Source organism: Ruegeria sp. AI2 (genome assembly GCF_056541275.1).
Window position 1 is genome coordinate 1,030,375 of record NZ_JBQFYB010000001.1, and the last position, 23,088, is coordinate 1,053,462.

The 23,088-nt window shown below is 56.7% G+C and carries 21 protein-coding genes and 3 tRNA genes; 11 read left to right on the forward strand and 13 right to left on the reverse strand.

The annotated features are described in order from the left end of the window. Nucleotides 1-11: 11 nt before the first annotated feature. A complete protein-coding gene (gene gltA, locus ACR0LL_RS05185; RefSeq protein WP_480485519.1) occupies nt 12-1,307 on the forward strand; it encodes a citrate synthase in 1,296 nt (431 codons plus the stop codon). 93 nt (nt 1,308-1,400) lie between these two features. Here the strand turns inward: gltA and ACR0LL_RS05190 are convergent, their stop codons facing one another. Beyond that, nucleotides 1,401-2,468 carry a PA0069 family radical SAM protein gene (locus tag ACR0LL_RS05190; RefSeq protein ID WP_480584497.1) on the reverse strand — a complete coding sequence of 356 codons (1,068 nt, stop codon included), beginning with the start codon at nt 2,466-2,468 and terminating at the stop codon, nt 1,401-1,403. Next, nucleotides 2,465-2,740, reverse strand: coding sequence for a hypothetical protein (locus tag ACR0LL_RS05195; RefSeq protein WP_480584499.1), 276 nt, complete (start codon nt 2,738-2,740; stop codon nt 2,465-2,467). Before ACR0LL_RS05195 ends, ACR0LL_RS05190 begins: the two co-directional genes overlap by 4 nt. Between ACR0LL_RS05195 and ACR0LL_RS05200 the strand changes: the two genes are divergently transcribed. The 3 genes from ACR0LL_RS05200 to ACR0LL_RS05210 all read left to right on the forward strand — a co-directional run bounded on the left by ACR0LL_RS05200 (nt 2,739) and on the right by ACR0LL_RS05210 (nt 5,357). Beyond that, nucleotides 2,739-3,437, forward strand: coding sequence for a corrinoid protein (locus ACR0LL_RS05200; protein ID WP_209503809.1), 699 nt, complete (start codon nt 2,739-2,741; stop codon nt 3,435-3,437). The genes ACR0LL_RS05195 and ACR0LL_RS05200 overlap by 2 nt on opposite strands. Nucleotides 3,438-3,582: 145 nt before the next feature. Beyond that, nucleotides 3,583-4,620: a Hint domain-containing protein gene (locus tag ACR0LL_RS05205; RefSeq protein WP_480584501.1), complete on the forward strand. Its 1,038-nt coding sequence runs from the start codon at nt 3,583-3,585 to the stop codon at nt 4,618-4,620. A gap of 77 nt (nt 4,621-4,697) precedes the next feature. Further along, the gene (locus ACR0LL_RS05210; RefSeq protein ID WP_480584503.1) at nt 4,698-5,357 is read left to right on the forward strand and encodes a DUF1638 domain-containing protein; all 660 of its coding nucleotides are present in this window, start codon (nt 4,698-4,700) and stop codon (nt 5,355-5,357) included. Between the two features lie 2 nt (nt 5,358-5,359). Here the strand turns inward: ACR0LL_RS05210 and ACR0LL_RS05215 are convergent, their stop codons facing one another. Beyond that, on the reverse strand, nt 5,360-5,770 hold the full coding sequence (locus ACR0LL_RS05215) for a SufE family protein (RefSeq protein WP_267367543.1): 411 nt from the start codon (nt 5,768-5,770) through the stop codon (nt 5,360-5,362). A gap of 138 nt (nt 5,771-5,908) precedes the next feature. On the opposite strand from ACR0LL_RS05215, the gene ACR0LL_RS05220 reads away from it, so the two are divergent. Then, on the forward strand, nt 5,909-6,439 hold the full coding sequence (locus tag ACR0LL_RS05220) for a hypothetical protein (RefSeq protein WP_480584505.1): 531 nt from the start codon (nt 5,909-5,911) through the stop codon (nt 6,437-6,439). Nucleotides 6,440-6,445: 6 nt separating this feature from the next. Here the strand turns inward: ACR0LL_RS05220 and rnd are convergent, their stop codons facing one another. The 3 genes from rnd to purM form a co-directional block, all read right to left on the reverse strand. Next, complete coding sequence (rnd, locus tag ACR0LL_RS05225; protein WP_480584507.1) at nt 6,446-7,603, reverse strand: ribonuclease D; 1,158 nt, start codon at nt 7,601-7,603, stop codon at nt 6,446-6,448. Between the two features lie 114 nt (nt 7,604-7,717). After that, nucleotides 7,718-8,314 carry a phosphoribosylglycinamide formyltransferase gene (gene purN / locus ACR0LL_RS05230; RefSeq protein WP_480584509.1) on the reverse strand — a complete coding sequence of 199 codons (597 nt, stop codon included), beginning with the start codon at nt 8,312-8,314 and terminating at the stop codon, nt 7,718-7,720. Further along, nucleotides 8,311-9,357: a phosphoribosylformylglycinamidine cyclo-ligase gene (gene purM / locus ACR0LL_RS05235; RefSeq protein WP_480584511.1), complete on the reverse strand. Its 1,047-nt coding sequence runs from the start codon at nt 9,355-9,357 to the stop codon at nt 8,311-8,313. The genes purN and purM overlap by 4 nt, the downstream gene beginning before the upstream one ends. Before the next feature lie 107 nt (nt 9,358-9,464). On the opposite strand from purM, the gene ACR0LL_RS05240 reads away from it, so the two are divergent. After that, nucleotides 9,465-9,541 (forward strand) — tRNA-Ile (locus ACR0LL_RS05240). A 272-nt stretch (nt 9,542-9,813) separates the two neighbouring features. On the opposite strand, the gene ACR0LL_RS05245 is transcribed toward ACR0LL_RS05240, so the two are convergent. Beyond that, complete coding sequence (locus ACR0LL_RS05245) at nt 9,814-11,133, reverse strand: ATP-binding protein (RefSeq protein ID WP_480584513.1); 1,320 nt, start codon at nt 11,131-11,133, stop codon at nt 9,814-9,816. 44 nt (nt 11,134-11,177) lie between these two features. On the opposite strand from ACR0LL_RS05245, the gene ACR0LL_RS05250 reads away from it, so the two are divergent. The 3 genes from ACR0LL_RS05250 to ACR0LL_RS05260 all read left to right on the forward strand — a co-directional run bounded on the left by ACR0LL_RS05250 (nt 11,178) and on the right by ACR0LL_RS05260 (nt 12,446). Continuing rightward, nucleotides 11,178-12,092 carry an MBL fold metallo-hydrolase gene (locus tag ACR0LL_RS05250; RefSeq protein ID WP_480584515.1) on the forward strand — a complete coding sequence of 305 codons (915 nt, stop codon included), beginning with the start codon at nt 11,178-11,180 and terminating at the stop codon, nt 12,090-12,092. Nucleotides 12,093-12,168: 76 nt separating this feature from the next. Further along, nucleotides 12,169-12,243, forward strand: a tRNA-Asn gene (locus ACR0LL_RS05255). 128 nt (nt 12,244-12,371) lie between these two features. Continuing rightward, a tRNA-Asn gene (locus ACR0LL_RS05260) sits at nt 12,372-12,446 on the forward strand. A 22-nt stretch (nt 12,447-12,468) separates the two neighbouring features. On the opposite strand, the gene ACR0LL_RS05265 is transcribed toward ACR0LL_RS05260, so the two are convergent. The 4 genes from ACR0LL_RS05265 to zwf all read right to left on the reverse strand — a co-directional run bounded on the left by ACR0LL_RS05265 (nt 12,469) and on the right by zwf (nt 18,009). Then, nucleotides 12,469-14,088: a long-chain-fatty-acid--CoA ligase gene (locus tag ACR0LL_RS05265; protein WP_480584517.1), complete on the reverse strand. Its 1,620-nt coding sequence runs from the start codon at nt 14,086-14,088 to the stop codon at nt 12,469-12,471. A gap of 183 nt (nt 14,089-14,271) precedes the next feature. Beyond that, nucleotides 14,272-15,882 (reverse strand): glucose-6-phosphate isomerase, encoded by a 1,611-nt coding sequence (gene pgi / locus ACR0LL_RS05270; RefSeq protein WP_480584519.1) that lies wholly within the window; start codon nt 15,880-15,882, stop codon nt 14,272-14,274. Between the two features lie 4 nt (nt 15,883-15,886). Further along, on the reverse strand, nt 15,887-16,558 hold the full coding sequence (gene pgl / locus ACR0LL_RS05275; protein WP_480584521.1) for a 6-phosphogluconolactonase: 672 nt from the start codon (nt 16,556-16,558) through the stop codon (nt 15,887-15,889). Beyond that, entirely contained in the window at nt 16,555-18,009 is a 1,455-nt protein-coding gene (zwf, locus tag ACR0LL_RS05280) for a glucose-6-phosphate dehydrogenase (protein WP_480584523.1), read from the reverse strand. Before zwf ends, pgl begins: the two co-directional genes overlap by 4 nt. A 163-nt stretch (nt 18,010-18,172) precedes the next feature. Here zwf and ACR0LL_RS05285 point away from each other — a divergent pair, with 163 nt between their 5' ends. Beyond that, entirely contained in the window at nt 18,173-19,126 is a 954-nt protein-coding gene (locus ACR0LL_RS05285) for a radical SAM protein (protein ID WP_480584525.1), read from the forward strand. On the opposite strand, the gene ACR0LL_RS05290 is transcribed toward ACR0LL_RS05285, so the two are convergent. Both ACR0LL_RS05290 and ACR0LL_RS05295 read right to left on the reverse strand, forming a co-directional pair. Continuing rightward, a complete protein-coding gene (locus ACR0LL_RS05290; protein ID WP_480584527.1) occupies nt 19,127-19,786 on the reverse strand; it encodes a lipid-binding SYLF domain-containing protein in 660 nt (219 codons plus the stop codon). It lies immediately after the preceding gene. Between the two features lie 100 nt (nt 19,787-19,886). Continuing rightward, nucleotides 19,887-20,156, reverse strand: a complete 270-nt coding sequence (locus ACR0LL_RS05295) for an usg protein (protein WP_267366492.1) — start codon at nt 20,154-20,156, stop codon at nt 19,887-19,889. Between the two features lie 222 nt (nt 20,157-20,378). Between ACR0LL_RS05295 and gyrA the strand changes: the two genes are divergently transcribed. Next, on the forward strand, nt 20,379-23,069 hold the full coding sequence (gene gyrA / locus ACR0LL_RS05300; RefSeq protein ID WP_480584529.1) for a DNA gyrase subunit A: 2,691 nt from the start codon (nt 20,379-20,381) through the stop codon (nt 23,067-23,069). The last annotated feature ends 19 nt before the right edge of the window (nt 23,070-23,088 follow it).

A 23,088-nucleotide genomic window follows, 5' to 3' on the forward strand; every position in this document is an offset into this window, starting at 1 on the left:
AAGGGATAACCATGACTGACAGCAACAAAACAGCCACTCTGACCGTTCACGGCAAAGAGTATGAGTTGCCAGTTCATTCCCCGACCGCCGGTCCGGATGTCATTGATATTCGAAAGCTTTACGGTCAGGCAGGTGTATTCACCTATGACCCCGGTTTCACTTCGACAGCAAGCTGCGACAGCACCATAACCTTTATCGATGGTGAAAAAGGCGAGTTGCTGCACCGCGGCTATCCAATCGACCAACTGGCCGAAAAATCGCACTTTCTTGAGGTCTGCTACCTTCTGCTCTACGGAGAGCTGCCGGTCGCAAAAGATCTGGAGAAATTCGAAACCACAATCACCCGCCACACCATGCTGCATGAGCAGATGCAGTATTTCTACCGTGGTTTCCGCCGCGACGCGCACCCGATGGCCATCATGGTCGGTGTTGTCGGCGCAATGTCGGCCTTCTATCACGATTCGACCGATATCGCGGACCCGCACCAGCGCGAGGTCGCATCGCATCGCTTGATCGCCAAAATGCCGACAATCGCAGCATGGGCTTTCAAATACCACACAGGGCAGCCTTTCGTGTATCCGCGCAACGATTTGGATTATGCGTCGAACTTCCTGCGTATGTGTTTCAGCGTTCCCGCCGAAGAATATGAGGTCAACCCGATCCTCAGCCGCGCGATGGACCGTATCTTCACGCTTCACGCGGACCACGAGCAGAATGCGTCAACGTCTACCGTGCGTTTGGCATCGTCATCGGGCGCAAATCCGTTTGCATGCATCGCCGCTGGCATTGCCTGCTTGTGGGGACCGTCCCATGGTGGCGCCAACCAGGCATGTCTGGAGATGTTGGAAGAGATCGGTACCGTTGATCGCATTCCCGAATTCATCGCCCGCGCCAAAGACAAGAACGACCCGTTCCGCCTGATGGGCTTTGGCCACCGCGTGTACAAAAACTTTGACCCACGGGCCAAGGTGATGAAGCAGTCGGCCGACGAGGTTCTGGATCTGCTGGGCATTGAAGACAACCCGAAACTGCAGGTCGCTAAAGAGCTGGAACGCGAAGCGCTGGAAGACCCGTATTTCGCCGACAAAAAGCTGTTCCCGAACGTTGACTTCTATTCGGGCATCATCCTCGAGGCGATGGGTTTCCCGACCTCAATGTTCACACCAATCTTCGCACTTTCACGGACCGTTGGCTGGGTAAGCCAGTGGAAAGAGATGATTGAAGATCCACAGAACAAGATCGGCCGTCCGCGTCAGCTGTATCTGGGTGAGACGCTGCGCGACTACGTAGACATCGAAAACCGCTGAGCCGTTTGAGTTCGCAATCAATCCAGAAGGCCCCGGTTAAACCGGGGTCTTTTGCTTTCGTTACTGAAGCAGCGGACGGTTCGGCGTTTGGTTTCAGAACAAGCTCATTTGATCCCCGGGTTGCGGCGGAACTGCAAACCGGTCGCATCGTAACGGAGCGGATTTGATCGAAAGCCCCAGTCTTTTGCAGGTTTTAGCAAACCTCAGGGCGATGAGCTCGGCGTATTCCCCCTCACCCCGCATCCTGTGCCCCCAGCGTGGATCATAGTCGCGCCCGCCATGCATTTCACGCAGCTTGGACATGACCTTCTCTGCACGGGCGGGTTCGTGTTCTGCCAGCCAGTCCTGCCAAAGCTGAGATACTTCGCGGGGCAATCGCAACATGATCCAGCTTGCCGCATCTGCGCCCGCCTCTTTTCCAGCGTTCAACAGGTTCTCCAACTCATGATCTGTCAGCCCAGGCACAATAGGCGAGGTCATTACGCGAACCGGAACACCGGCATCGGTCAACGCTCTGATCGTCTGCAACCGACGCGCCGGAGACGGTGCGCGAGGCTCCATCCGCCGGGACAGACCTGCATCCAGCGTGGTGAGCGATATACCAACCCGCGCCAATCCCCGGCTGGCCATGTCAGCCAGAATATCCAGATCACGCTCAATCAATGTTCCTTTGGTCACGATTGCGACCGGGTGGTTGAATTCTTGCAAGACCTCAAGGCACGACCTTGTAATCAGGCGTTTTTTTTCGATGGGCTGGTAAGGGTCAGTGTTTGTCCCGATCGCGAGTGTGGCGACCTTGTAGGACTTTGCCGACAGTTCCTTGCGCAGAACAATGCTCATGTTGGCGCGCGCAATAAGGCGGGTTTCGAAATCCAGTCCTGCGGACAAGCCCAGATAGGCATGGCTTGGTCTGGCGAAACAATAGGCACAGCCATGCTCACACCCCCGATATGGGTTGATCGAACGATCAAAAGGCAAATCAGGTGAACGGTTAAAGGTGATGGCACTGCGCGCCACCTCATCCCGCGTCTCGGTTCGCAAGGGCGGCAAGTCTTCATCGATGTCCCACCCGTCATCAACAGCCTGCGTTGCAAACCGTTCAAACCGTCCGGTCGTATTGGACGTCACTCCCCTTGCTTTGATGATATGCCCGATGCTCACGGCACATATGTTCCTATTTTGTTCTTATCGCACGATAAGCCTGAAACGAATCCTGTGCAAGCCAGCACCGCGAAGAAACCGGGAAGCATTGATGAAAAATAAACAGGATAATATTGCAGACTTTTCAATCGAGCCGGTGCCATTTTTGGCATATAGGTCGGTCCCGAAACGACCAACGTCGCAATCGTCACAGTCAGAATGCGACGTTTTGGCCAAAACGGAAAAAATGCCACCACGGGCCGATGGCCCGCCCAGCACAGGGAATACCCCATGTCCGACGAAGAAGATATCGTCCTGTCCGAACTGAATGATGACGAACTGGTCGATCAGATGTTCGACGATCTCTATGACGGATTGAAAGAAGAGATCGAAGAAGGCACCAATATCCTGCTGGAACGCGGATGGACGCCGTATGACATCCTGACCAAAGCTCTGGTTGGCGGCATGACCATTGTGGGCCATGACTTCCGCGACGGCATTCTGTTCGTTCCCGAGGTTCTGCTGGCAGCCAACGCGATGAAAGGCGGCATGTCGATCCTCAAGCCGCTGCTGGCCGAAACCGGTGCTCCGCGTGTTGGCAAGATGGTCATCGGCACCGTGAAGGGTGACATCCACGATATCGGCAAGAACCTTGTGTCGATGATGATGGAAGGTGCAGGATTCGAAGTTGTCGATCTGGGAATCAACAACCCGGTCGAGAATTACCTGGAAGCACTGGAAACGGAACAGCCAGACATTTTGGGTATGTCCGCCCTGCTGACCACCACGATGCCCTACATGAAAGTCGTTATCGACACTCTGGTCGAACAGGGCGTGCGCGACGATTACATTGTTCTGGTCGGTGGCGCGCCGCTGAACGAAGAGTTCGGTAAAGCCATCGGTGCAGACGCCTACTGCCGTGACGCTGCGGTTGCAGTGGAAACCGCCAAGGATTTCGTGGGCCGCAAGCACAACCAACTGGCTGGCTAAGACCTTTAAGGTTTTTCTTAAAAGGCCGCCCGTTTCGGGCGGTCTTTTTCGTTTTAGCGCTCCGCCCCTGCATGAGGTGTATCGTTTATCCGTTTGTAAACGAAAGTGCGGTTAAAAACCGAAACGTCCAAGTTTCGGGGGTTCCGTGCCGCAGTCTTTCACAGCCATTTCGTTGGGCAAACTTGCCGATATCGATATCGCCGAGGGCAACAATGTCGCCGAAAACGCCTCTGCCCTAGTTGGGCAAACCTTCGGTCACGCGGACGCGCCGTTGGCGCATAACAGCGTGACGTGGAACGTGGTTGGAAACTCCGGCTCTGCCTATGACATGAACAACATATCTGCCAATGATCGGTTTTCGATCGACGGCGGCGCGCCGCAATCCTTTGATGGCACATCAGTGTACCACGCCACCGTCACTTATTTCGACGGCACAAGTGCAAACATTACTGCCGTTGTCGCGCAGGATGTGGATGGCAACACATATTTGGTACCTGAGTTCTCGGCCAATGCAGATCAAGCCGCTCTGGAAGCGGGGCCTATACATTCGATCACCTTCAACAGCCTTGCTGGCAATCGATATTCAGGCATGGTGTCCAGCCGTGAAGACTGGGATCTGGTCCCCTGCTTTACCTCCGGCACGCTGATCAGAACCCGCAAAGGGGAACGCCCAGTGGAAACGCTGCGCCCCGGCGACTGGGTGGAAACCCTTGATCACGGGTTTCAAACGATGCGCTGGGTCGGGCTGCGGCGGGTTCAGGCGGTTGGCGCGTTCGCGCCGGTCCTGTTCAAGGCAGGCGCGCTTGGGAACACCCGCGATCTGCTGGTGTCGCAGCAACACAGGATGCTGATCCAGAGCTGGCGCCTGGAACTGCATACCGGCCAAAACGAAGCACTGGCCCCCGCCAAACACCTGATCAACGGACATGACATCATCCTCAAACCCGGCGGGGTCGTAACCTACATTCACATTCTGTTTGATCAGCATGAGCTGCTCTGGTCGGAAGGCTGCCTGAGCGAGAGCTTTCATCCCGGTGCCCAAAGCTGGAACGCCCTTGAACAGTCAGCCCAACAAGAGATCCTGTCCTTGTTCCCCGAGATATCAAAGCAAGGTACTGTCGCCTACGGCCCGCCCGCTCGGCCTCTGTTATCGGCATTCGAAACACGAACGTCGGCAGCCTGACACGAGATGTCGGAAGAAGGCTTGCCTGCAAGCTGTTTTCATTCTCTTGTGCCATGAGCCCATAAGGATTCCGATCCATGCCAAGCGATACGTTACCAGATGATGCAAGCCTGACGACCAAAGGCTATGACGGCGTGGAAAACGCAAGCATCCTGCTGATCGCCTGCGGGGCGCTTGCTCGCGAAATTCTGGATATCAAAACGCGCAACGGCTGGGATCACATGGCGCTGACCTGCCTGCCTGCAATCCTGCATGTTCACCCGGAACGGATCACACAAGCAGTTGAAGACAGCGTGGCCAAACACCGCGACAGGTTCGAAAAAATCTATGTGGTTTACGCCGATTGCGGAACCGGAGGTCTGCTGCAATCCGCTTGTGAAAAACTGGGCGTCGAGATGGTAAAAGGCCCTCATTGCTATTCGTTCTTCGAAGGCAATCAGGCCTTTCAGGAACGCGGCGAGGACGAAACAACTGCCTTCTACTTGACTGATTTTCTGGCCCGCCAGTTCGACGCATTTGTCTGGAAACCACTGGGCCTGGATCGCCACCCGGAACTGCGGGACATGTATTTCGGCAATTACACCAAACTGATTTATCAGGCCCAGATCGAAGATCCGAAACTGACCGAACGCGCACGGGAATGCGCGGATCGCATGGGATTGGCGTTCGAACGGCGTTTCACCGGCTACGGCGATCTGGAAACCACTTTGTCAGACTGGGCAAACCGCCCCGAGTGACCTCAGGCGTTTTCCTGTGCGACCTGGCGGATGCGTTCGATCATGGCCCGCAATCCATTGGACCGCTGCGCTGAAAGATGGTCGTTCAAGCCCAATCGGGCCAGTTCCGCTGCCGCATCGACCTGCGGCACCTCGGACACCGGCAGCCCGTTGTATAGGGACCGAAGCACGGCGATCAGCCCGCGAACGATCAGCGCGTCACTGTCACCATCAAACTTGAACACACCTGCTTCGATCATCGGGTGCAGCCAGACCTGACTGGCGCAGCCGTGAACCTTCGTCGCTGGAACCTTCAACGCGTCATCCAAAGGCTCCATCGCCTTGCCTTGTTCGATGACATGGCGATACCGGTCTTCCCAGTCTTCGAGAAACTCGAAATCCTCGACAATGTCTTCAAAGGCGGGCGTGGCCATGGCGCAGTGATCCTTTCGTTAAAATCACAATGTGACCTAAGCCGACGACCACCTGCTGTCCAGCCCCAGCTGTGGCTTTTCAACGCGAAGAATATACGCTAACCCATTGTCTGAATTCGTGTGAAAAGCAGTGGGTCCATGCAAAAGTCTCTGTCCGTTCTTATCATCGCCATGCTGACCCTGACTGCCTGCGGCAGCTGGCGCGACTCGCGGGTGAATCCGTCAAACTGGTTTGGCTCCAGCAAGTCTGTGAAGTCTGAAACACCGCCGGACCCAAATGCCCCCGATGCGTTGGTTCCCAAGACAAGAGAGGGAAGCGGCCTGTTTTCGCGCCCAGATGCCGAAGACACCAGTGTTCCAATCGCCAAAATCGATGAACTGCGGATCGAGCCAATACCGTCGGGCGCGATCATTTATTCCTCTGGCACCGCGCTTCGGCAGGGTGCCTATAACGCACGCTTGGTTTCGGTTAATTCAGAAGAAAACAAAGAAAAGGGAATTCTGGAATTTGTATTCCGCGTGAATTACCCCAACTCAGAGACCCCTCAAGGATCTGAACGAACAAGAATGGTGTCGGATGCCGTAAATGTTTCGACTCAGGATCTTGAAGGCATTCGCCTGATCCGCGTCGTCGGGCAACAGAACACCTTGGAATCGCGGCGGCGGTAATCGCCGTTAAAGTGAGACGACCTTGACCGCCTGCCCTTTGGCCGCCAGCGCGATTTTCCCCTCGCACAGTTTCAGCGCGTCTTCACCAAAGACTTCGTAACGCCAACCTGACATCGCGGGCAATTCTCGCTCGCCCGCGGCAATCTGGTCCAACTCGGAACTTGTTGCGATCAGCTTGGCCGCAACGCCCGAACTTTCGGTTTTGGATTTCAGCAGAACCCGAAGCAAGTCGGCCAAAGCCGGGTTGACCTTCAGGTTGTCACGGGAATTGTCGATCTTCGGCAGGTTTTCCTGCGGACAATTTGTGCCCTTCGTCACCGCAGCAAGAATACCTTCGGCAATCGGACCTTTGCGTGCCTCGCGCAACAAAAGGCGCGATCCACCGAGATCGGCGATTGTCTTGGGCTTGGTCGACGCCAGTTCGATCAAGGCGTCATCCTTGAAGACCCGGTTGCGCGGTACGTTATTTTCCTGCGCATACCTTTCGCGGAACTGCGCCAGCTCGCGTACAACAGCCAGGAACTTGGCCGAATTCGTTCGCGTTTTGACCCGCTTCCACGCCTCTTCGGGGCGAATGTCATACGTGGCAGGCTGCGTCAGCGTACGCAGCTCTTCAGCCACCCAGTGGCTGCGCATCGTCTTTTTGAGTTCCGCAGCAAGATATTCGTAGATCTTGCGAAGATGCGTCACATCCGCCAATGCATATGTTTTCTGCGCCTCCGTCAAAGGACGACGGGACCAATCGGTGAACCGCGACGTCTTGTCCACGCCCTGCTTGCAGATTTTCCGCACCAGCGTCTCATAGCCGACCTGCTCGCCAAACCCGCAGACCATCGCAGCAACCTGCGTATCGAACAACGGGTTGGGAAAAACACCGGCCTCGACCCAGAAAATCTCAAGATCCTGACGCGCGGCGTGGAACACCTTGACCACGTTCTCGTTTCGGAAAAGCTCATACAGCGGTTCGAGAGACAGGCCATCAACCAGCGGATCAACCAGAACCGCGCTGTCTTCATCATCAGCGGGAAGCGCCAGTTGCACGAGGCACAGTTTCGAATAATAGGTCCGCTCGCGCAGAAACTCGGTATCGACTGTGATATATGGATAGCTTGCGGCCGCCTTGCAGAAATCAGCCAGTTCTTGCGTCGTCGTCAGAGTTTTCATGCGCCGTACTAGTTTTGCTCTTGCTCTTGTGAGTGCCCGTAATTTCCCTCGCCCCCAAGCGATACCGACGACCATAGGACGATTTTCAGGCGAGTGTAAATCACCCTCGGAACCTCACTGCATGAGAACGGGTGACCTGTTGCCTTCGGCAAAGCGGCGCAGCACCGCTGGATAAAGTTCATGTTCCCGGATCAGAACTTTTGAAGCCAGAGTTTCCGGGGTATCCGCTGGTTCGATATCCACCCGTGCCTGACCCAGAATTGGGCCATCATCCAGCGCCGCCGTCACCTCATGGACCGAGCAGCCATGTTTCGCATCACCCGCTTCAATTGCGCGGGCGTGAGTATGTAACCCCTTGTATTTGGGCAGCAATGAGGGGTGGATGTTCAACATTCGCCCCTGAAAGCGCGTTACGAAATCCGCGGTCAGGACCCGCATGAACCCGGCCAGACAGACAATATCCGGCCGCGCGTCTTCCAAAGGCTTTAGCAACTCAGCCTCAAAGGCTACGCGATTGCCCTTGAATGGCCGGTGATCGACCACTGCGGTCGGAATGCCACGGTCCGCAGCTTTTTTCAGCCCCCCCGCCTGCGCATCGTTGGACAGGACCAAACAGGGCCGCGCCGGATGATCACCGGTCATGCTGTCGACAAGCGACACCATGTTGGACCCGCCCCCAGAAATCAGGATCGCGACGCGCTTGTGGTTCACAGCAGTTTGCCCGAATAGGCAACTCCGGGCGTTTCGGTGATCGTACCGATCCGCGACACGGTCTCGCCAGCCTCGGCCAGCAAGGTCGAAAGCTGATCGGCCTTATCTGGATCGCACACCATGATCAGACCGATGCCACAGTTGAAGGTCTTGAGCATCTCAGCTTCCGCGATACCGCCAATCTGCGCCATCCAGCTGAAAACAGACGGCAATTGCCAGCTGTCCAGATCAATCTGGGCCCCCAACCCTTCCGGCAGTACGCGCGGCAGGTTCTCGGTCAGACCGCCACCGGTGATATGGGCCAGTGCATGAACTCCACCTTCGCGGATCGCGGACAGGGCCGGTTTGACATAAAGGCGCGTTGGCGTAAGCAGCGCCTCGCCCAGCGAACCTTCACCAAAGGGGCACGGTGCATCCCAGCCCAGCCCAGACAGTTCGACGAGTTTACGTACCAGTGAATACCCGTTGGAATGCACTCCGTTCGAAGCCAGACCAAGCAGCACGTCCCCCGCCTGCACTCCAGAAGGCAGGTCAGCGCCGCGTTCCATTGCCCCGACTGAGAAGCCGGCAAGATCGAAATCGCCATCAGGGTACATGCCGGGCATCTCGGCAGTTTCGCCACCAATCAGAGCACAGCCGGATTGCGCACACCCTTCGGCAATTCCTTCAATGATCCGCGCGGCTGTATCCGTGTCCAGCTTGCCTGTCGCGAAATAGTCGAGAAAAAACAGGGGCTCGGCCCCCTGACAGATCAGGTCATTGACACACATGGCCACCAGATCGATGCCAACCCCGTCCACGACGCCGGTATCGATCGCAATTCGCAGTTTTGTACCAACCCCGTCCGTGGCACCAACCAGAATGGGATCCTGATACCCGGCAGCCTTCAGATCGAACAGTGCGCCGAAACCGCCCAGACCGCTCATCACGCCGGGTCGGTTGGTTCGCTTTGCTGCGGGCTTGATCCGGTCAACCAGAGCATTGCCCGCGTCAATATCCACGCCTGCATCGGCATAGGTGATTCCGTTCTTGCCCGCTGTCATGGCCAGTTCCTTTTGAATGCTTTGCGGGCGGGTTATTCGATTGTGGCGTTTGTTGCAACGGTCAGGCTTGACGCGGCTGTTCACCGTGATACGCAATGCGCCTAGGCGGGCCTGTAGCTCAATTGGTTAGAGCAGAGCGCTCATAACGCTTTGGTTGGGGGTTCGAGTCCCTCCGGGCCTACCAAATCACCGCCACGTGCCTTGAACACCCCGCACATCCCACTGGTTTTGTTTGCGTTTTTGAAAACAAGCATTCATCCTGACCTGTGCAACCAGTCCATATGCAGTTCGAATTCAAAGGCATTGGTCCAGTTCGCAGATTTCCAGTTTCGATTTAATCGCCATGGGATGACAGGTCTTGCGGTAAAACCTCCGAAATCACTTCGCGAGAAATCCAGCGCCTCGGCTCAGAGTATCGTCATGTTGGCGCGGCTTTGAACCGGTGAAGGTGTCAGTTTACCGGCCAATTATGATATCGGCGCACAAACCACCCAAGCGTTCACTTTTGGCCAGTCTCAGAGTGCCACCATGGGCGCGCGCAACGTCCGCCACGATCGCCAACCCCAAACCCACGCCACTACCCTGATTCTGATTGCGCGCTGGGTCGAGCCGCGTAAAGGGTTTGACCGCCTCTGTGCGCTGCTCTGCGGGAATTCCAGGGCCATCATCTTCAACACGGATGCGCAATGACTTGGTGTTCAGTGACAGGCTGACCTCGGCCCGGCTGCCGTAGCGCACGGCATTGCCGATGAGGTTTTCAACGGCCCGACGAACAGCCATGGGGCGCAGCATTGCCGTTCCCTGCCCCTCGACAGCGACCAGTTCGGCTTGATGCCCGGCTCGTGTCGCGTCATCTACAATCTGTCGAACAAACTCAGCCGGATTGATTTCCTCGGGCGATCCTTCGGACGCCCCGCGTGAGAACTCGAGGAATGCATCAACCAAGGACTGCATTTCCGCAACGTCCTGTAGCAAAGGTCGTGCCTCATCCTCGGGTAACATTGCCAGTCCAAGTTTCAGGCGCGTCAGAGGCGTGCGCAGGTCATGACTGACGCCGGACAACATCAGCGTCCGTTGTTCGATCTGACGTTCGATCCGTGATCGCATATCCAGAAAAGCATTCCCCGCCGCGCGTACTTCGATGGCACCGCCCGGCGAGTACGGTACGCTCCGCCCTCGTCCAAACGCCTGCGCCGCATCGGCCAGCCGTGTGATGGGGCGCAACTGGTTTCGCATGTACAGAAATGAAATCGAAGTCATGATGATCGCGAAAAACAGCATCGTCACGATCAACTGATGCGGCGCCGCTGGCGACAATCTGCGCCGGTCGAAGGTCAGTTCCAGCACCCCTAGATGCGTATCCAGGTACAAACGCGCTTCGCGGCTGCTTGGCAAAGCAACAGCACTCAGCTCCGGCAACCTTGCACGAAGCTCGGCCTCGACCTGCGGTGCTATGAAGTCGTACCACCGTGGGCGATCTAATTTGGGAGTTTCGTTGGGGGGCAGAAATCTGGCCTGCATTTCCAGCGCCAGAAGATCCGGGCGCACTTCGGCCAAGGCCTGATGCTGCGTCTCGGCCCTGTCCAACATGGTGGTGATCAGCATCACTTCCCTTGAGGCTGCGCGCGTCATCTGGTCAGTGACATCTTCCAGGTGCTTTTGAAGAAAGGCAACTCCCACAACCAGCAGCAACGCGATCACAGGAAGAACCAGAATCAGCGCTGCTCGGGCATAAAGGCTGCGTGGCATATAGGGTTTGAGCCAGTGCGTGGACATGCGCTAAACCTAGCGGGCTGCCCGGACAAGAGAAAGAGCACAGAATGCAGGCACCAGACGAATTCAATCCACCCGCTGGTGTTGCGACAGAATTGCAACCGGGTCTGCGGCGCATTCTGGCCCCCAACCCGTCACCGATGACCTATCGCGGCACCAACACCTATCTGCTGGGCGATCGTGACATTGCCGTCATTGATCCCGGCCCCGCAAGCGAAGAGCATTTGAACGCGATCCTGAGTGAACTGCGACCTGGCCAGAGAATCAGCCACATAGTCGTCACGCACACACATCTGGATCACTCACCCTTGGCAGCACCCCTTGCCGCGCGAACGGGAGCTGCGATCTATGCGTTTGGTGGTCCCGAATCCGGTCGCAGCGCTGCTATGGCGACCCTTGCAGCGCGTGGGTTGGCCGGAGGTGGCGAAGGCATCGACACCGCGTTTCGTCCGGATATCGAGGTTGCGGATGGTGAGGTCATCTTTGGCGATGACTGGCAGCTTGAGGTTATTCACACTCCGGGGCATCTGGGAAACCACATTGCCCTGGCATGGCAGGATACCTGTTTCACCGCCGACCATGTGATGGGATGGGCCAGTTCGCTGGTGTCGCCACCGGACGGAGACCTGACCGATTTCATGACAGCCTGCCACCGCCTGCGCGCGCGCGATTGGTCCGTTTTTCACGCGGGCCACGGTGCACCGATTACAGACCCCGCCGCGCGATTGGATTGGCTGATCCGGCACAGGCAAAACCGCGAAGCCCAGATTCTGTCCGCGCTCGAGGAAGCAGACGGATCGGCACGGCACCTGGCCGAACGTATCTACACCGACACACCCGCGACACTGCTGTCAGCCGCGGAGCGGAATGTTTTTGCCCACCTCGTTGATCTGACGGGAAAAAAACAGGTGTCACCGCTCGGCGAACTATCTGCCACGGCGGTTTTTCGCAGAGATTTATGAAGCCGCGAAAAATTTTCAAAGTTCGCGTGCTTAACCTCTGGACGCCGGGATTCCGGGTTGCTATACGCCCCTCAGTTCCGGCGTAGCTCAGCGGTAGAGCAGTTGACTGTTAATCAATTGGTCGTAGGTTCGATCCCTACCGCCGGAGCCAAAACTTCCCAATATTCAATCTTTTGTCAGGGTCAGAAACCACATCGGTATTCTGGGGCTTTTTCGTTGAAAAAATAATATCCGCCCTCTGGACGCCGGATACTCCGGTTGCTATACGGCGCGGACCGTTCCGGCGTAGCTCAGCGGTAGAGCAGTTGACTGTTAATCAATTGGTCGTAGGTTCGATCCCTACCGCCGGAGCCAATTTACCCCGCTAGATCACATCTCACCCCGCAAGGGCATCCTTGAAATCCGCACGCAGGTTGCGTTTCAGCACCTTTCCGGTTGCGTTCAGCGGCAGCGCGTCAACAAAAACAACCTTGTCCGGAATCTGCCATTTGGCAATTTTCCCTTCGAAAAAGGCCAGAAGTTCCTTTTCGCTTGGGTTTTCGCCCTCGGCCCTTACTGCAACTAGCAAGGGGCGTTCGTCCCATTTCGGATGCGGAACACCGACCACGGCGGCAGTTGCCAGTTTCGGATGCGCAACAGCGATGTTTTCAAGTTCGACCGAGCTGATCCACTCCCCTCCGGACTTGATGATGTCCTTGGATCGGTCACGAATGGTCATGTATCCATCGGCATCCAGCGTTGCGACATCGCCTGTGGCGAACCAACCGTCTTGCAACAGATCCTGATCCTGCATCAGGAAATAGCTGTCCAGTACCCAATGCCCTCGCACCATCAGATCGCCCTGCGTTTCACCGTCATGTGGCAGATCTTTGCCGTCATCATCCACGATTTTCAGTTCAACCCCAAACGGTGGCCGACCCTGACTCAGACGGATAAGGTGTTGTTCTTCAAGCGGCAGCACCAGATGTTTGGCCAATGGGTAGTTGGCCGTACCAAGTGGGCTCATCTCGCTCATTCCCCACGCATGTACCGTATCTACGTCATATTTATTCCGGAAAGTTTCCATCATCGAAGGTGGGCAAGCGGCACCTCCAATCACGGTCCGTTTGAGGCTTTTCAAACTCGTCCCGCATTTGGCCGCATGCGCCAACAGTCCCTGCCAGATGGTTGGCACCCCCATGGCCAGCGTCACGCCATAGGTGTCGATCAGATTGACCAGCGCCTCGCCATGCAAATCCGGGCCGGGTAAAACCAGTCGCGATCCGGACATGGCGCAGGCATAAGGCGAGCCCCATGCATTAACGTGGAACATAGGAACGACGGGCATCACGACATCCATCGCCGAAAAGCCGATCACGTCGCGCGTATTCGACGCGAAACTGTGCAGGACCGTCGATCTGTGGGAATAAAGAACCCCCTTGGGATGGCCGGTTGTACCCGACGTGTAACACAGCCCTGACGCGGTGTTTTCATCCAGCTCAGGCCAATCAAAGGCCGCGTCACCGGTTTCGATCAGCTCGTCATAAAATTTCAGGTCGGGTATCCTTGCTGCAGCGTCATCATTGCGAGGGCCCATCAGAACAAAATGGCGAACATCCGTCAGCGCACCGTGCAAAGCGGCAACCAGCGGGACGAAGGTTGCATCAAAGAACAACACCCGATCCTGAGCATGGTTGATGATATACGTCAGTTGTTCAGGAAAAAGCCTCGGATTGACCGTGTGACAGACATATCCCGCACCCGAGGTGGCATAATAGATCTCCAGATGGCGACGATTATTCCAGGCCAGCGTCCCGACCCTGTCCTGCGGCTCCAGACCCAGCTGCGTCAGGGCCGACGCCAAACGCCGGGCGTTCACGGCTATCTCGGACCAATTGGTTTCTGTCACTGATCCATCCGTTTCAACCGAGATGATCTCGGTCTGACCGTGGTAGCGCTGTGCGTGATCAATCAGCGACGAAATCAGCAAAGGCTGCGTCATCATCTGTCCCAGCATGGACATCCTCCCGTCATGGGCGGGACCTTGCCTGGCCCCTGCCTGTTCCGTCTGGCACTGACAGGCAGGGGTGTTCCCCGTCACGTCAGTCCAGCCGTTTCCTAGAAGGAACCCTGCCAATCATTTAATTGTCTGACAATAAGAGAATGCAGCCCACACCGGTAGCGGAATACATCCCGTCGCCTAATCCCGGTGTTTCAGCGCGTAGGCGACCAATGCTGCGGTCGACCCATCCTTGCCCTCGGCGCTTTCTTCGCCATCCACGATGGGGCCAAGCGAATTGGCCAGTTCCTTGCCCAGCTCAACCCCCCACTGGTCGAAAGAGTTGATGCCCAGCAACACGCCTTCGACAAACACCCGGTGTTCATAAAGCGCAATAATCTGACCCAACACAAACGGTGTGAGTTTGGGGTAAATCAATGTTGTCGAGGGACGATTGCCGGGGAAAACCCGGTGCCGGGCCTGCCGGTCCAGTTCACCACCCAGATACCCCTGCTGCGTCATGCGTTGGCGCGCTTCTTCGAACGAACGGCCACGCATCAGGGCCTCGGACTGCGCCAGACAATTGGCCAAAAGCAGACGGTGGTGATGGGTCAATTCGGGTTCATGCCCCTCGGCCGCAACCATGAATTCGCAGGGAATGACATCTGTGCCCTGATGGATCAGCTGGTAAAACGCGTGTTGTCCATTGGTGCCCGGCTCACCCCAGACGACAGGTCCTGAAGGCATGGTCAAGGACGACCCATCCATCGCCACGGATTTGCCATTCGATTCCATTTCCAACTGCTGGAAATAAGCGGGCAGACGCAATAACCGCTGATCATAAGGCAGCACCGCACGACTGGTATGCCCCAGAACCTGACGATGCCAGATGCCAACCAATGCCAGCATCACAGGCATGTTTTCATCCCAGTCAGCCGAGCGGAAGTGCAGGTCCATCGCCTGCCCGCCGCGTAAAAACGCGTCAAATGCGTTTGAACCAACTGCAATCATGACCGGCAAGCCGACCGGCCCCCAAACCGAATAACGCCCACCGACCCAATCGGCGAAACCAAATACATGCGCCTCGGGAATACCGAAGGTCTTCGTCTTGTCCAGAGCGCTGGAAACGGCGGCGAATTGGCGCGACGGATCGCCGCCGCCTTCTGACATCCACGCGCGGGCGGTGCGCGCATTGGTCATCGTTTCGATTGTGGTAAAGGTTTTTGAGGCGACAATGACCAGCGTGCGCGTCGGGTCAAGCTGCCGCAACGTGTCCGCAATATGCGCCCCATCCACATTCGAGACGTAATGCACCCGCGGCCCATCGTGATAAGGTGCCAGCGCCAACGTGGCCATGACCGGGCCAAGGTCTGACCCGCCGATGCCGATATTGACCACATCGGTAAAGCTGCCCCCTGCCCCAGCGATGGCGCCGCCGCGCACCTCTTCAGCGAACACGCGCATCCTTTGCAGCGTGTCCAGAACCTCGGGCATGACATCCTGACCGTCCACTTCAACCGGCCCGCCATCAAGGTTGCGCAAGGCCGTGTGCAACACCGCGCGGCCTTCGGTCTCGTTTATCTTCTCGCCCGCGAACATCGCATCACGCCGAGACGCCAGACCAGCCTCTTCACACAATTGAATGAGCGCGGATCGCACCTCATCATCAATCTGTGTCTTTGAATAGTCGAAAACCATATCCCCGGTTGAGGCTGAAAATCCTTCGGCCCGGTTTGCATCTGCTGCAAACAGGTCAAGGATACGACGGTCACTTGTCGTCTGAGCCAGTGTTTTCAAAGCATCCAGATGCATTGCTTTACTCCGCCCAATGTACGGTCATGCCACCAAGAACCGCAGCGATCGGTGCCTCTTCCGGCGGTAGCGACATAGCTTTTTCAAGAACGGCGCGTTTTGCCTGACCATAGATGATCAGATGTTTCGACAGCGCCCCGTCCAGGACCGGAGCGGTCAGGGAAATTCGTGCCTCTGGCTGCACTTCGGTCCGGGCAACGATCAACGTAGGGGCATCACTGCGCAAAGCTTCGTCCAGCCCTTCCATCCCCGGAAACAGAGAGGCCGTGTGCATGTCTTCGCCCATTCCCAGCACCAGCACCGACAATGGCAATACCGGCGCGATCAGTGACTCGATTTCGGGCAACGCTGCTTCAGGTTCTGAACCAGGGACATAAAGCGGAATATATTGCGCCACAGAGGCCCGGTTGGTCAGCAACCTTTCGCGGATCAAACGCTCGTTCGAGCGCTCATGGTCCGCTGGCACACAGCGTTCATCCGTGGGCAACACACGCACGCGATCCCACTCAAGATCGGCAGCACACAGGCTGTCAAAAACGGGGCCCGGAGTTGTTCCCCCCGGAACAGACATTGCAACGGTATCATGGTGCAGCAATGCGGCCTCAAGGTCGCCCGCCAGCACGTTAGCCACGTCGATGGCAAGCATTTCGCGATCAGCATATTCCTGAATTTTCATGGCTTTATCCCTTGCCAGTGGCGTCCGTCACGTTTCATCAGCAGTTCGGCGTCGCCCGGCCCCGTGCTGCCGCTGTCATAAGGCTTGGGCACATCCCCGCGCGCCAACCATCCTGCGATTATCGGGTCGGTCCAGGCCCAGGCGGCCTCAACCTCATCCCCGCGCATGAACAGGGTCTGATTTCCGCGGATCACGTCCATCACCAGGCGTTCATACGCATCTGGCGGGTCCTGATTTTCGGGGCCCAGGGCTTCGGCAAAGCTCATGTCCAAGGGAACGTCGATCAGACGCATCCCACCCTGCCCCGGTTCCTTGATCGTCACCTTCAGCGTGATCCCCTCGTTCGGCTGCAACCGGATCGATAATGTATTGGCGTGACGCCCCGCCTCTTCCCCAAATATCGAATGTGGCGCGTCCTTGAACATCACGTTGATCACCGACGAGCGCGCCACCAGACGCTTACCGGTGCGCAGGTAGAACGGCGTACCTGCCCAACGCCAATTGCTGATGTGGGCCTTCAACGCCACATAGCTTTCGGTGGTTGATCGCGGGTTGCCAACGCAGTCCCGGTATCCCGGACCGTCCGATCCGGCCGCAAACTGCCCCCGTACGATGTGGTGCGGTTCAACCGGATCAAGCGCCCGGATCACCTTGAGCTTTTCATCCCGAACTGCGTCAGGATCAAATTTGGCCGGAGGTTCCATCGCAATCAGGCACAGCAGCTGCATCAGGTGGTTTTGCACCATGTCCCGCATCGCACCCGCGCGTTCATAATAGTCTTCGCGCCCTTCGATACCGACAGTTTCCGAGACCGTTATCTGGATATGGTCGACATACTGGCTGTTCCACAGCGGTTCGAACAGCATATTGCCAAACCGGACCGCCATCAAATTCTGGACGGTTTCCTTGCCCAGATAATGGTCGATCCGGTAGATTTGATTTTCGTTAAAATGCGCGGCCAGTGTGGCATTCAAGTCCCGTGCGCTTGCCAAATCATGTCCAAACGGCTTTTCGACCACGATACGGGTTTCTTCTGTCACCAGATCAAACGCCCTAACCCGCTCGGCCAATGGCCCGAACAGGCTGGGACCGACCGAGAAATAGAAAGCGCGAACCCGGTTCGGTGACAGCTTTTCGCCCAGCACATTCCAACCTTCGGTCGCCAAGGCATCCAGCGATACATAGTCGACCCGTTGCAGGAAACGGGTCAGGGCTTGCGAATTCCGGGCCCGTTCCGAAGCATGCCGTTGCAGCGACGCTGCAACCATCTTTCGAAATTCATCCGCTGAATGACCGGCGCGCGCGGCTGCAATAATCCGGGCATCCTCATGCCACTGACCTGCACAATACCGACGGTAAAGCGCAGGCAGGATCTTACGCTGCGCCAGATCACCGGTGCCGCCGAAAATAACCAGATCAAATGGATCAACAGGGATGACACGTGAAACCATGAGTTGTCCTTACCCTGACCCTTCCGGCATGTCCAATGTTAGCGCAACCAAAATCCAATAAATCTTGTTGATCAAAACTCTGTCAGAACCTCTGCACCAGACTTACCAAATCCGCGACAAAGGGCTAGATCAGTTTGATGACTTCAACGAACCGGATGTGGGAATGAAAGACAACGCCCCTCAGCTTGCGAATATCGGCAAGTTTCAGCGTAAGCGGGTGACAGCCGATGGCCAGACCCGCGCAAAAGTTTCCCTAACCAACCCTCAGACCCTGTGGTTCAACACCGGCACGCTGTGCAATATTGAATGCGTAAACTGTTATATCGCCAGCAGCCCGACCAATGACGCACTGGTTTATATCACTGCGGACGAGGTTCGTGACTACCTGGATCAAATCAAAGCCCGCAATTGGCCGGTGCGTGAAATCGGTTTTACAGGCGGCGAGCCTTTCCTGAACCCCGAGATGATCGACATGACACGTGCCGCGCTGGAGCGTGGATACGAAGTTCTGATCCTCACCAACGCGATGGCCCCGATGATGCGCCGCAAGTTGGGTGACGGGCTGCTAGCATTGCAACGGAAATTCAATGACAAGCTGACCCTGCGTGTTTCCGTCGATCATTACCGCGCAGAACTGCACGACCTTGAACGCGGCAAGGGGAGCTTTGAAAAAACCCTGACGGGTATGAAGTGGCTGCGCGATCACGGCTTTAACATGGCTGTCGCCGGGCGCACCGTTTGGGGTGAGTCTGACACGGAAAGTCGTGCGGGTTATGCCGCATTCTTTACAGAGCACGGCTTTGACATTGACCCGCATAACCCGGCACAGACCGTCCTATTCCCCGAGATGGACGAAACTGTCGAAGTACCCGAGATTACAACGGCTTGCTGGGGAATACTGAACAAGTCACCCGATGCATTGATGTGCGCCAGCGCCCGCATGGTGGTGAAACGGAAAGGCGCTGACCGGCCCGCCGTGTTGGCCTGCACGCTGCTGCCCTACGAGCCGGAATTCGAGATGGGTCATTCTCTGGCCGAATCCGAGGCTGACGTTCACCTGAACCACCCCCATTGTGCCAAATTCTGCGTGCTGGGCGGAGCCAGTTGTTCTGGCTGATCAGTTCAGTTCTAGGGATTTCCAAAACTTCGTACCGGACGCACCGGCAGATACGCGCCAGCCTTTTTTGCTAAGTATAAAGAAAGAGCGCCCTTCGATAAAACGCAGCGTCTCGCCTGTGCGTTCCTCGCCATACATGGCACCAGTTTCTGCTGTAGCGTCGTATCCTTGGGTGATGAACTTATCCAGATCTGACGGAGTTTCGAACAGGATTACGAATTTGGTCTCGAAACCACCGATCCCGATTGCACCCCCTACGCCGCCAGTCCCCATGTTCATATAAGTATGCTGGCCTGTGTCTTTGGACACCACGACGCCCCGACCATAGCCCGCCGATACAGGAAATACTGTTATCTTGCGCGAGTCGAAAACCGCATGTCCGGCACTGATATCATAGAGAGACTGCGCCTCGTGGTTTTCCGCCATCAACTGATCCAGAATATCGCCTGCCATTGCGTCAAGCTTGGCGCGTGTTTCTTCCGGTGTTGCCTCATTTGATAGCAGCTCGGACGTGGAATTAATGGTTTTATCAACCGCTGTTGCACCCTTGTCGATGGTATTCCCGACGGATTCGGCGCCTCTCTTGATCTTGTCCAGAACGCCTTCTGCAGAAACAGGGCTACTCACGCACAGCGCGGCAAGTATTAAGGCTCTTGTCATAGCATGTCTTCCTGCGACTCCGGCAAATTGGCTGCCACCTTACCCGACTGACCTCAAATGAGAACGGATAATACGATGTTCGACAGACTTGGCTGACCGCTCAATTCACACGAAACTCGCCTACCATGTTGCGCCACTCACCCGGTGCGATCATTTTGCGATGGGTGAATTTGACAGAATGCAGCGGGCCTTCGATTTCGCGCTGCCAGAAGTCGATGAATTTGAACAATTTCGGATGATCCGGCGCAAGGTCGTAATCCTGCCAGATGAACGTGTTCAACACGTGGATATAGTCTGGCATATGATAGAAAAACTCCGCCGTCGTCAGCCCGTACCCCTTGAGCATCAATTCGGTTTCGCTTGGATTCATTCAGACCTCCTGTTTGATACAAGGCCTGTTCAAGATACCACGAAAACCTTCTAATACTTATATAACAATATGTTACTTGAGTATTACCAGGGAATTTCCCCGTAAAGGCGCTGCTTGCTTGCACCTTATGTGCCGGGTCTGATAAGATACACCCACAAAATATAGACCCAGAACAAGACACGGGCAGTTTACGTGAGCGATACGCCAGAAATTCCTGAAAACATGGATGAAACCCCGCCCGAGCGCCCAGTCTATGACGGCCCGACGGTTTCCATCGAATCCGAAATGCGCACGTCCTATCTGGACTATGCCATGTCGGTCATCGTCAGCCGCGCGATCCCTGATTTGCGCGATGGGCTGAAACCGGTGCACCGGCGTATCCTTTATGCAATGCACGAGACGGGGAACACGCACGATAAGGCGTACCGCAAATCGGCACGCCCGGTGGGCGACGTGATGGGTAAGTACCACCCGCATGGTGACAGCGCGATCTATGACGCGCTGGTGCGGATGGCGCAGGATTTCTCGATGTCGCTGCCGCTGCTGGATGGTCAGGGCAACTTTGGCTCGATGGACGGCGACAACCCGGCGGCTATGCGGTATACCGAAGTGCGGATGGACAAGCCAGCCGCTTCCCTGTTGGCTGATATCGAAAAGGAAACGGTCGATTTTCAGGACAACTATGACGGCAAGGACCGGGAACCGACAGTTCTGCCGGCCCGTTTCCCGAACATGCTGGTCAATGGTGCCGGAGGTATCGCCGTGGGGATGGCGACAAACATTCCGCCGCACAACCTTGGCGAAGTGGTCGATGCGACTCTGGCGCTGATCGACGATCCCGACCTTACATCAGAACAGTTGATCGAATACGTCCCCGGCCCCGACTTTCCAACTGGTGGCGTAATGCTGGGGCGTTCCGGTGCGCGTAAGGCCTATCTGGAGGGCCGCGGCAGCGTCATCATCCGCGCCAAGACCCGAGTGGAAGAAATTCGCAAGGACCGCTATGCCATCGTTGTCGACGAGATTCCCTATCAGGTGAACAAGGCCGCGATGATCGAAAAGATTGCCGAGGCGGTTCGCGAGAAGCGGATCGAAGGCGTGGCCCATGTACAGGACGAATCCGACCGCAACGGCGTGCGCGTTGTGGTCGAGCTCAAGCGCGATGCAACGCCCGAGGTGGTGCTGAACCAGCTCTACCGCTTTTCGCCGATGCAGACCTCCTTTGGCTGCAATATGCTGGCGCTGAATGGTGGCCGCCCCGAACAGCTGACCCTGCGCCGGTTCCTGACCTCGTTCATCGACTTCCGTGAAGATGTCGTTGCCCGCCGTACGGCCTATGACCTGCGCAAGGCGCGCGAACGCAGCCACATCCTGTGTGGTCTGGCTGTGGCCGTGTCCAATGTCGATGAAGTGGTCGCAACGATCCGGTCGTCGGCGGACGCCGCCGAGGCCCGCGAAAAACTGATGACCCGTCGCTGGCCTGCCTCCGACATCGAAGGCTATTTGCGCCTGATCGATGATCCTCTGTCCAAGATGAATGACGATGGCACCTATAATCTGACCGAGGTTCAGGCCCGTGCCATTCTGGAGTTGCGCTTGCAACGCCTGACCCAACTGGGTGTCAAAGAGGTTACGGACGAGCTGGAAGAACTGGCGGCCAAGATCAAGGAATACCTTGATATTCTGTCCTCGCGCGAACGGATCATGAGCATCATCGCTGATGAGTTGCGCAGCGTGCGTGAACAGTTCGCGGTCGACCGCCGCACTGAGATCGTCGACTGGTCCGGTGACATGGAAGACGAAGACCTGATCGAGCGTGAAGACATGGTCGTGACCGTCACTTCGGGCGGGTACATCAAACGCACGCCGCTGGCAGATTTCCGCGCCCAGAAACGCGGTGGCAAGGGCCTGTCGGGGATGCAAACCAAGGAAGAGGATGTTGTGACCAACCTCTTCGTTGCGAACACCCATACACAGCTGCTGTTCTTCACGACGGACGGGATGGTCTACAAGCTCAAGACCTGGCGCTTGCCCCAATCCGGGCGCACCGGCAAAGGTAAGGCCATCGTCAATATCCTTCCGATCCCAACTGGCGTTTCCATCGCCGCGATCATGCCCGTGGATGTACCGGACGAGGAATGGGAAAACCTCCAGATCGTCTTTGCCACCAGCGCAGGTGACGTGCGTCGTAACCGGTTGTCGGACTTCACCAATGTCCGGCGCAACGGCAAGATTGCCATGAAGCTGCCCGACGGCGTTGAGCTGGTGAATGCGCGCATCTGTTCGGAAGACGAAGACGTGATGCTGGTCACCAATTCCGGCCGCGCGATCCGCTTCCGGACAACTGACGTGCGTGTCTTCAACTCGCGCGAATCCACAGGTGTCCGAGGGATCAGGCTGACCAACGGTGACCGCGTCGTTTCGATGTCCGTGATCCGTCATTTCGAGGCGACACCCGAAGATCGTGTGGCCTATCTCAAGATGCGGCGTGCGGTTGCGGGGCTTACCGAAGAAGACGCTGGTGAAGACGAGGAAGCCGCAGCAAGCAGCGATTTCAGTCAGGAGAAATACGCCGAGATGTCGGCTGCCGAAAACCTTATCCTTACTATCACCGCTGGTGGTGCAGGCAAGTTGAGTTCAAGCCACGACTACCCTGTGCGCGGACGTGGCGGCATGGGTGTGGCGGCGATGGACAAGGCCATGCGCGGCGGGGACTTGGTTGCATCCTTCCCGGTCGAGATCGACGATCAGATCATGCTGGCCACATCGAAAGGCCAATCTATCCGGGTGCCGGTCGATGGTATCTCTTTCCGCTCACGTTCCGCAGGTGGCGTGAAGGTATTCAATACCGGCAAGGGCGAAGAAGTCGTCAGCGTCGCGTGGATCGCCGATCAGGGCGACGAGGAAGAATGACAGTAACCCCGGGCACCGG

Excerpts from the sequence above, each read along its gene's own strand:
- gltA (WP_480485519.1), top strand. The coding sequence starts at position 12 with ATGACTGACAGCAACAAAACAGCCACTCTGACCGTTCACGGCAAAGAG.
- ACR0LL_RS05200 (WP_209503809.1), top strand. The coding sequence starts at position 2,739 with ATGTCCGACGAAGAAGATATCGTCCTGTCCGAACTGAATGATGACGAA.
- ACR0LL_RS05195 (WP_480584499.1), bottom strand. The coding sequence starts at position 2,740 with ATGGGGTATTCCCTGTGCTGGGCGGGCCATCGGCCCGTGGTGGCATTT.
- ACR0LL_RS05210 (WP_480584503.1), top strand. The coding sequence starts at position 4,698 with ATGCCAAGCGATACGTTACCAGATGATGCAAGCCTGACGACCAAAGGC.
- ACR0LL_RS05215 (WP_267367543.1), bottom strand. The coding sequence starts at position 5,770 with ATGGCCACGCCCGCCTTTGAAGACATTGTCGAGGATTTCGAGTTTCTC.
- ACR0LL_RS05220 (WP_480584505.1), top strand. The coding sequence starts at position 5,909 with ATGCAAAAGTCTCTGTCCGTTCTTATCATCGCCATGCTGACCCTGACT.
- rnd (WP_480584507.1), bottom strand. The coding sequence starts at position 7,603 with ATGAAAACTCTGACGACGACGCAAGAACTGGCTGATTTCTGCAAGGCG.
- purM (WP_480584511.1), bottom strand. The coding sequence starts at position 9,357 with ATGACAGCGGGCAAGAACGGAATCACCTATGCCGATGCAGGCGTGGAT.
- ACR0LL_RS05245 (WP_480584513.1), bottom strand. The coding sequence starts at position 11,133 with ATGTCCACGCACTGGCTCAAACCCTATATGCCACGCAGCCTTTATGCC.
- ACR0LL_RS05250 (WP_480584515.1), top strand. The coding sequence starts at position 11,178 with ATGCAGGCACCAGACGAATTCAATCCACCCGCTGGTGTTGCGACAGAA.
- ACR0LL_RS05265 (WP_480584517.1), bottom strand. The coding sequence starts at position 14,088 with ATGCTGGGACAGATGATGACGCAGCCTTTGCTGATTTCGTCGCTGATT.
- pgi (WP_480584519.1), bottom strand. The coding sequence starts at position 15,882 with ATGCATCTGGATGCTTTGAAAACACTGGCTCAGACGACAAGTGACCGT.
- pgl (WP_480584521.1), bottom strand. The coding sequence starts at position 16,558 with ATGAAAATTCAGGAATATGCTGATCGCGAAATGCTTGCCATCGACGTG.
- zwf (WP_480584523.1), bottom strand. The coding sequence starts at position 18,009 with ATGGTTTCACGTGTCATCCCTGTTGATCCATTTGATCTGGTTATTTTC.
- ACR0LL_RS05285 (WP_480584525.1), top strand. The coding sequence starts at position 18,173 with ATGAAAGACAACGCCCCTCAGCTTGCGAATATCGGCAAGTTTCAGCGT.
- ACR0LL_RS05290 (WP_480584527.1), bottom strand. The coding sequence starts at position 19,786 with ATGACAAGAGCCTTAATACTTGCCGCGCTGTGCGTGAGTAGCCCTGTT.
- ACR0LL_RS05295 (WP_267366492.1), bottom strand. The coding sequence starts at position 20,156 with ATGAATCCAAGCGAAACCGAATTGATGCTCAAGGGGTACGGGCTGACG.
- gyrA (WP_480584529.1), top strand. The coding sequence starts at position 20,379 with ATGGATGAAACCCCGCCCGAGCGCCCAGTCTATGACGGCCCGACGGTT.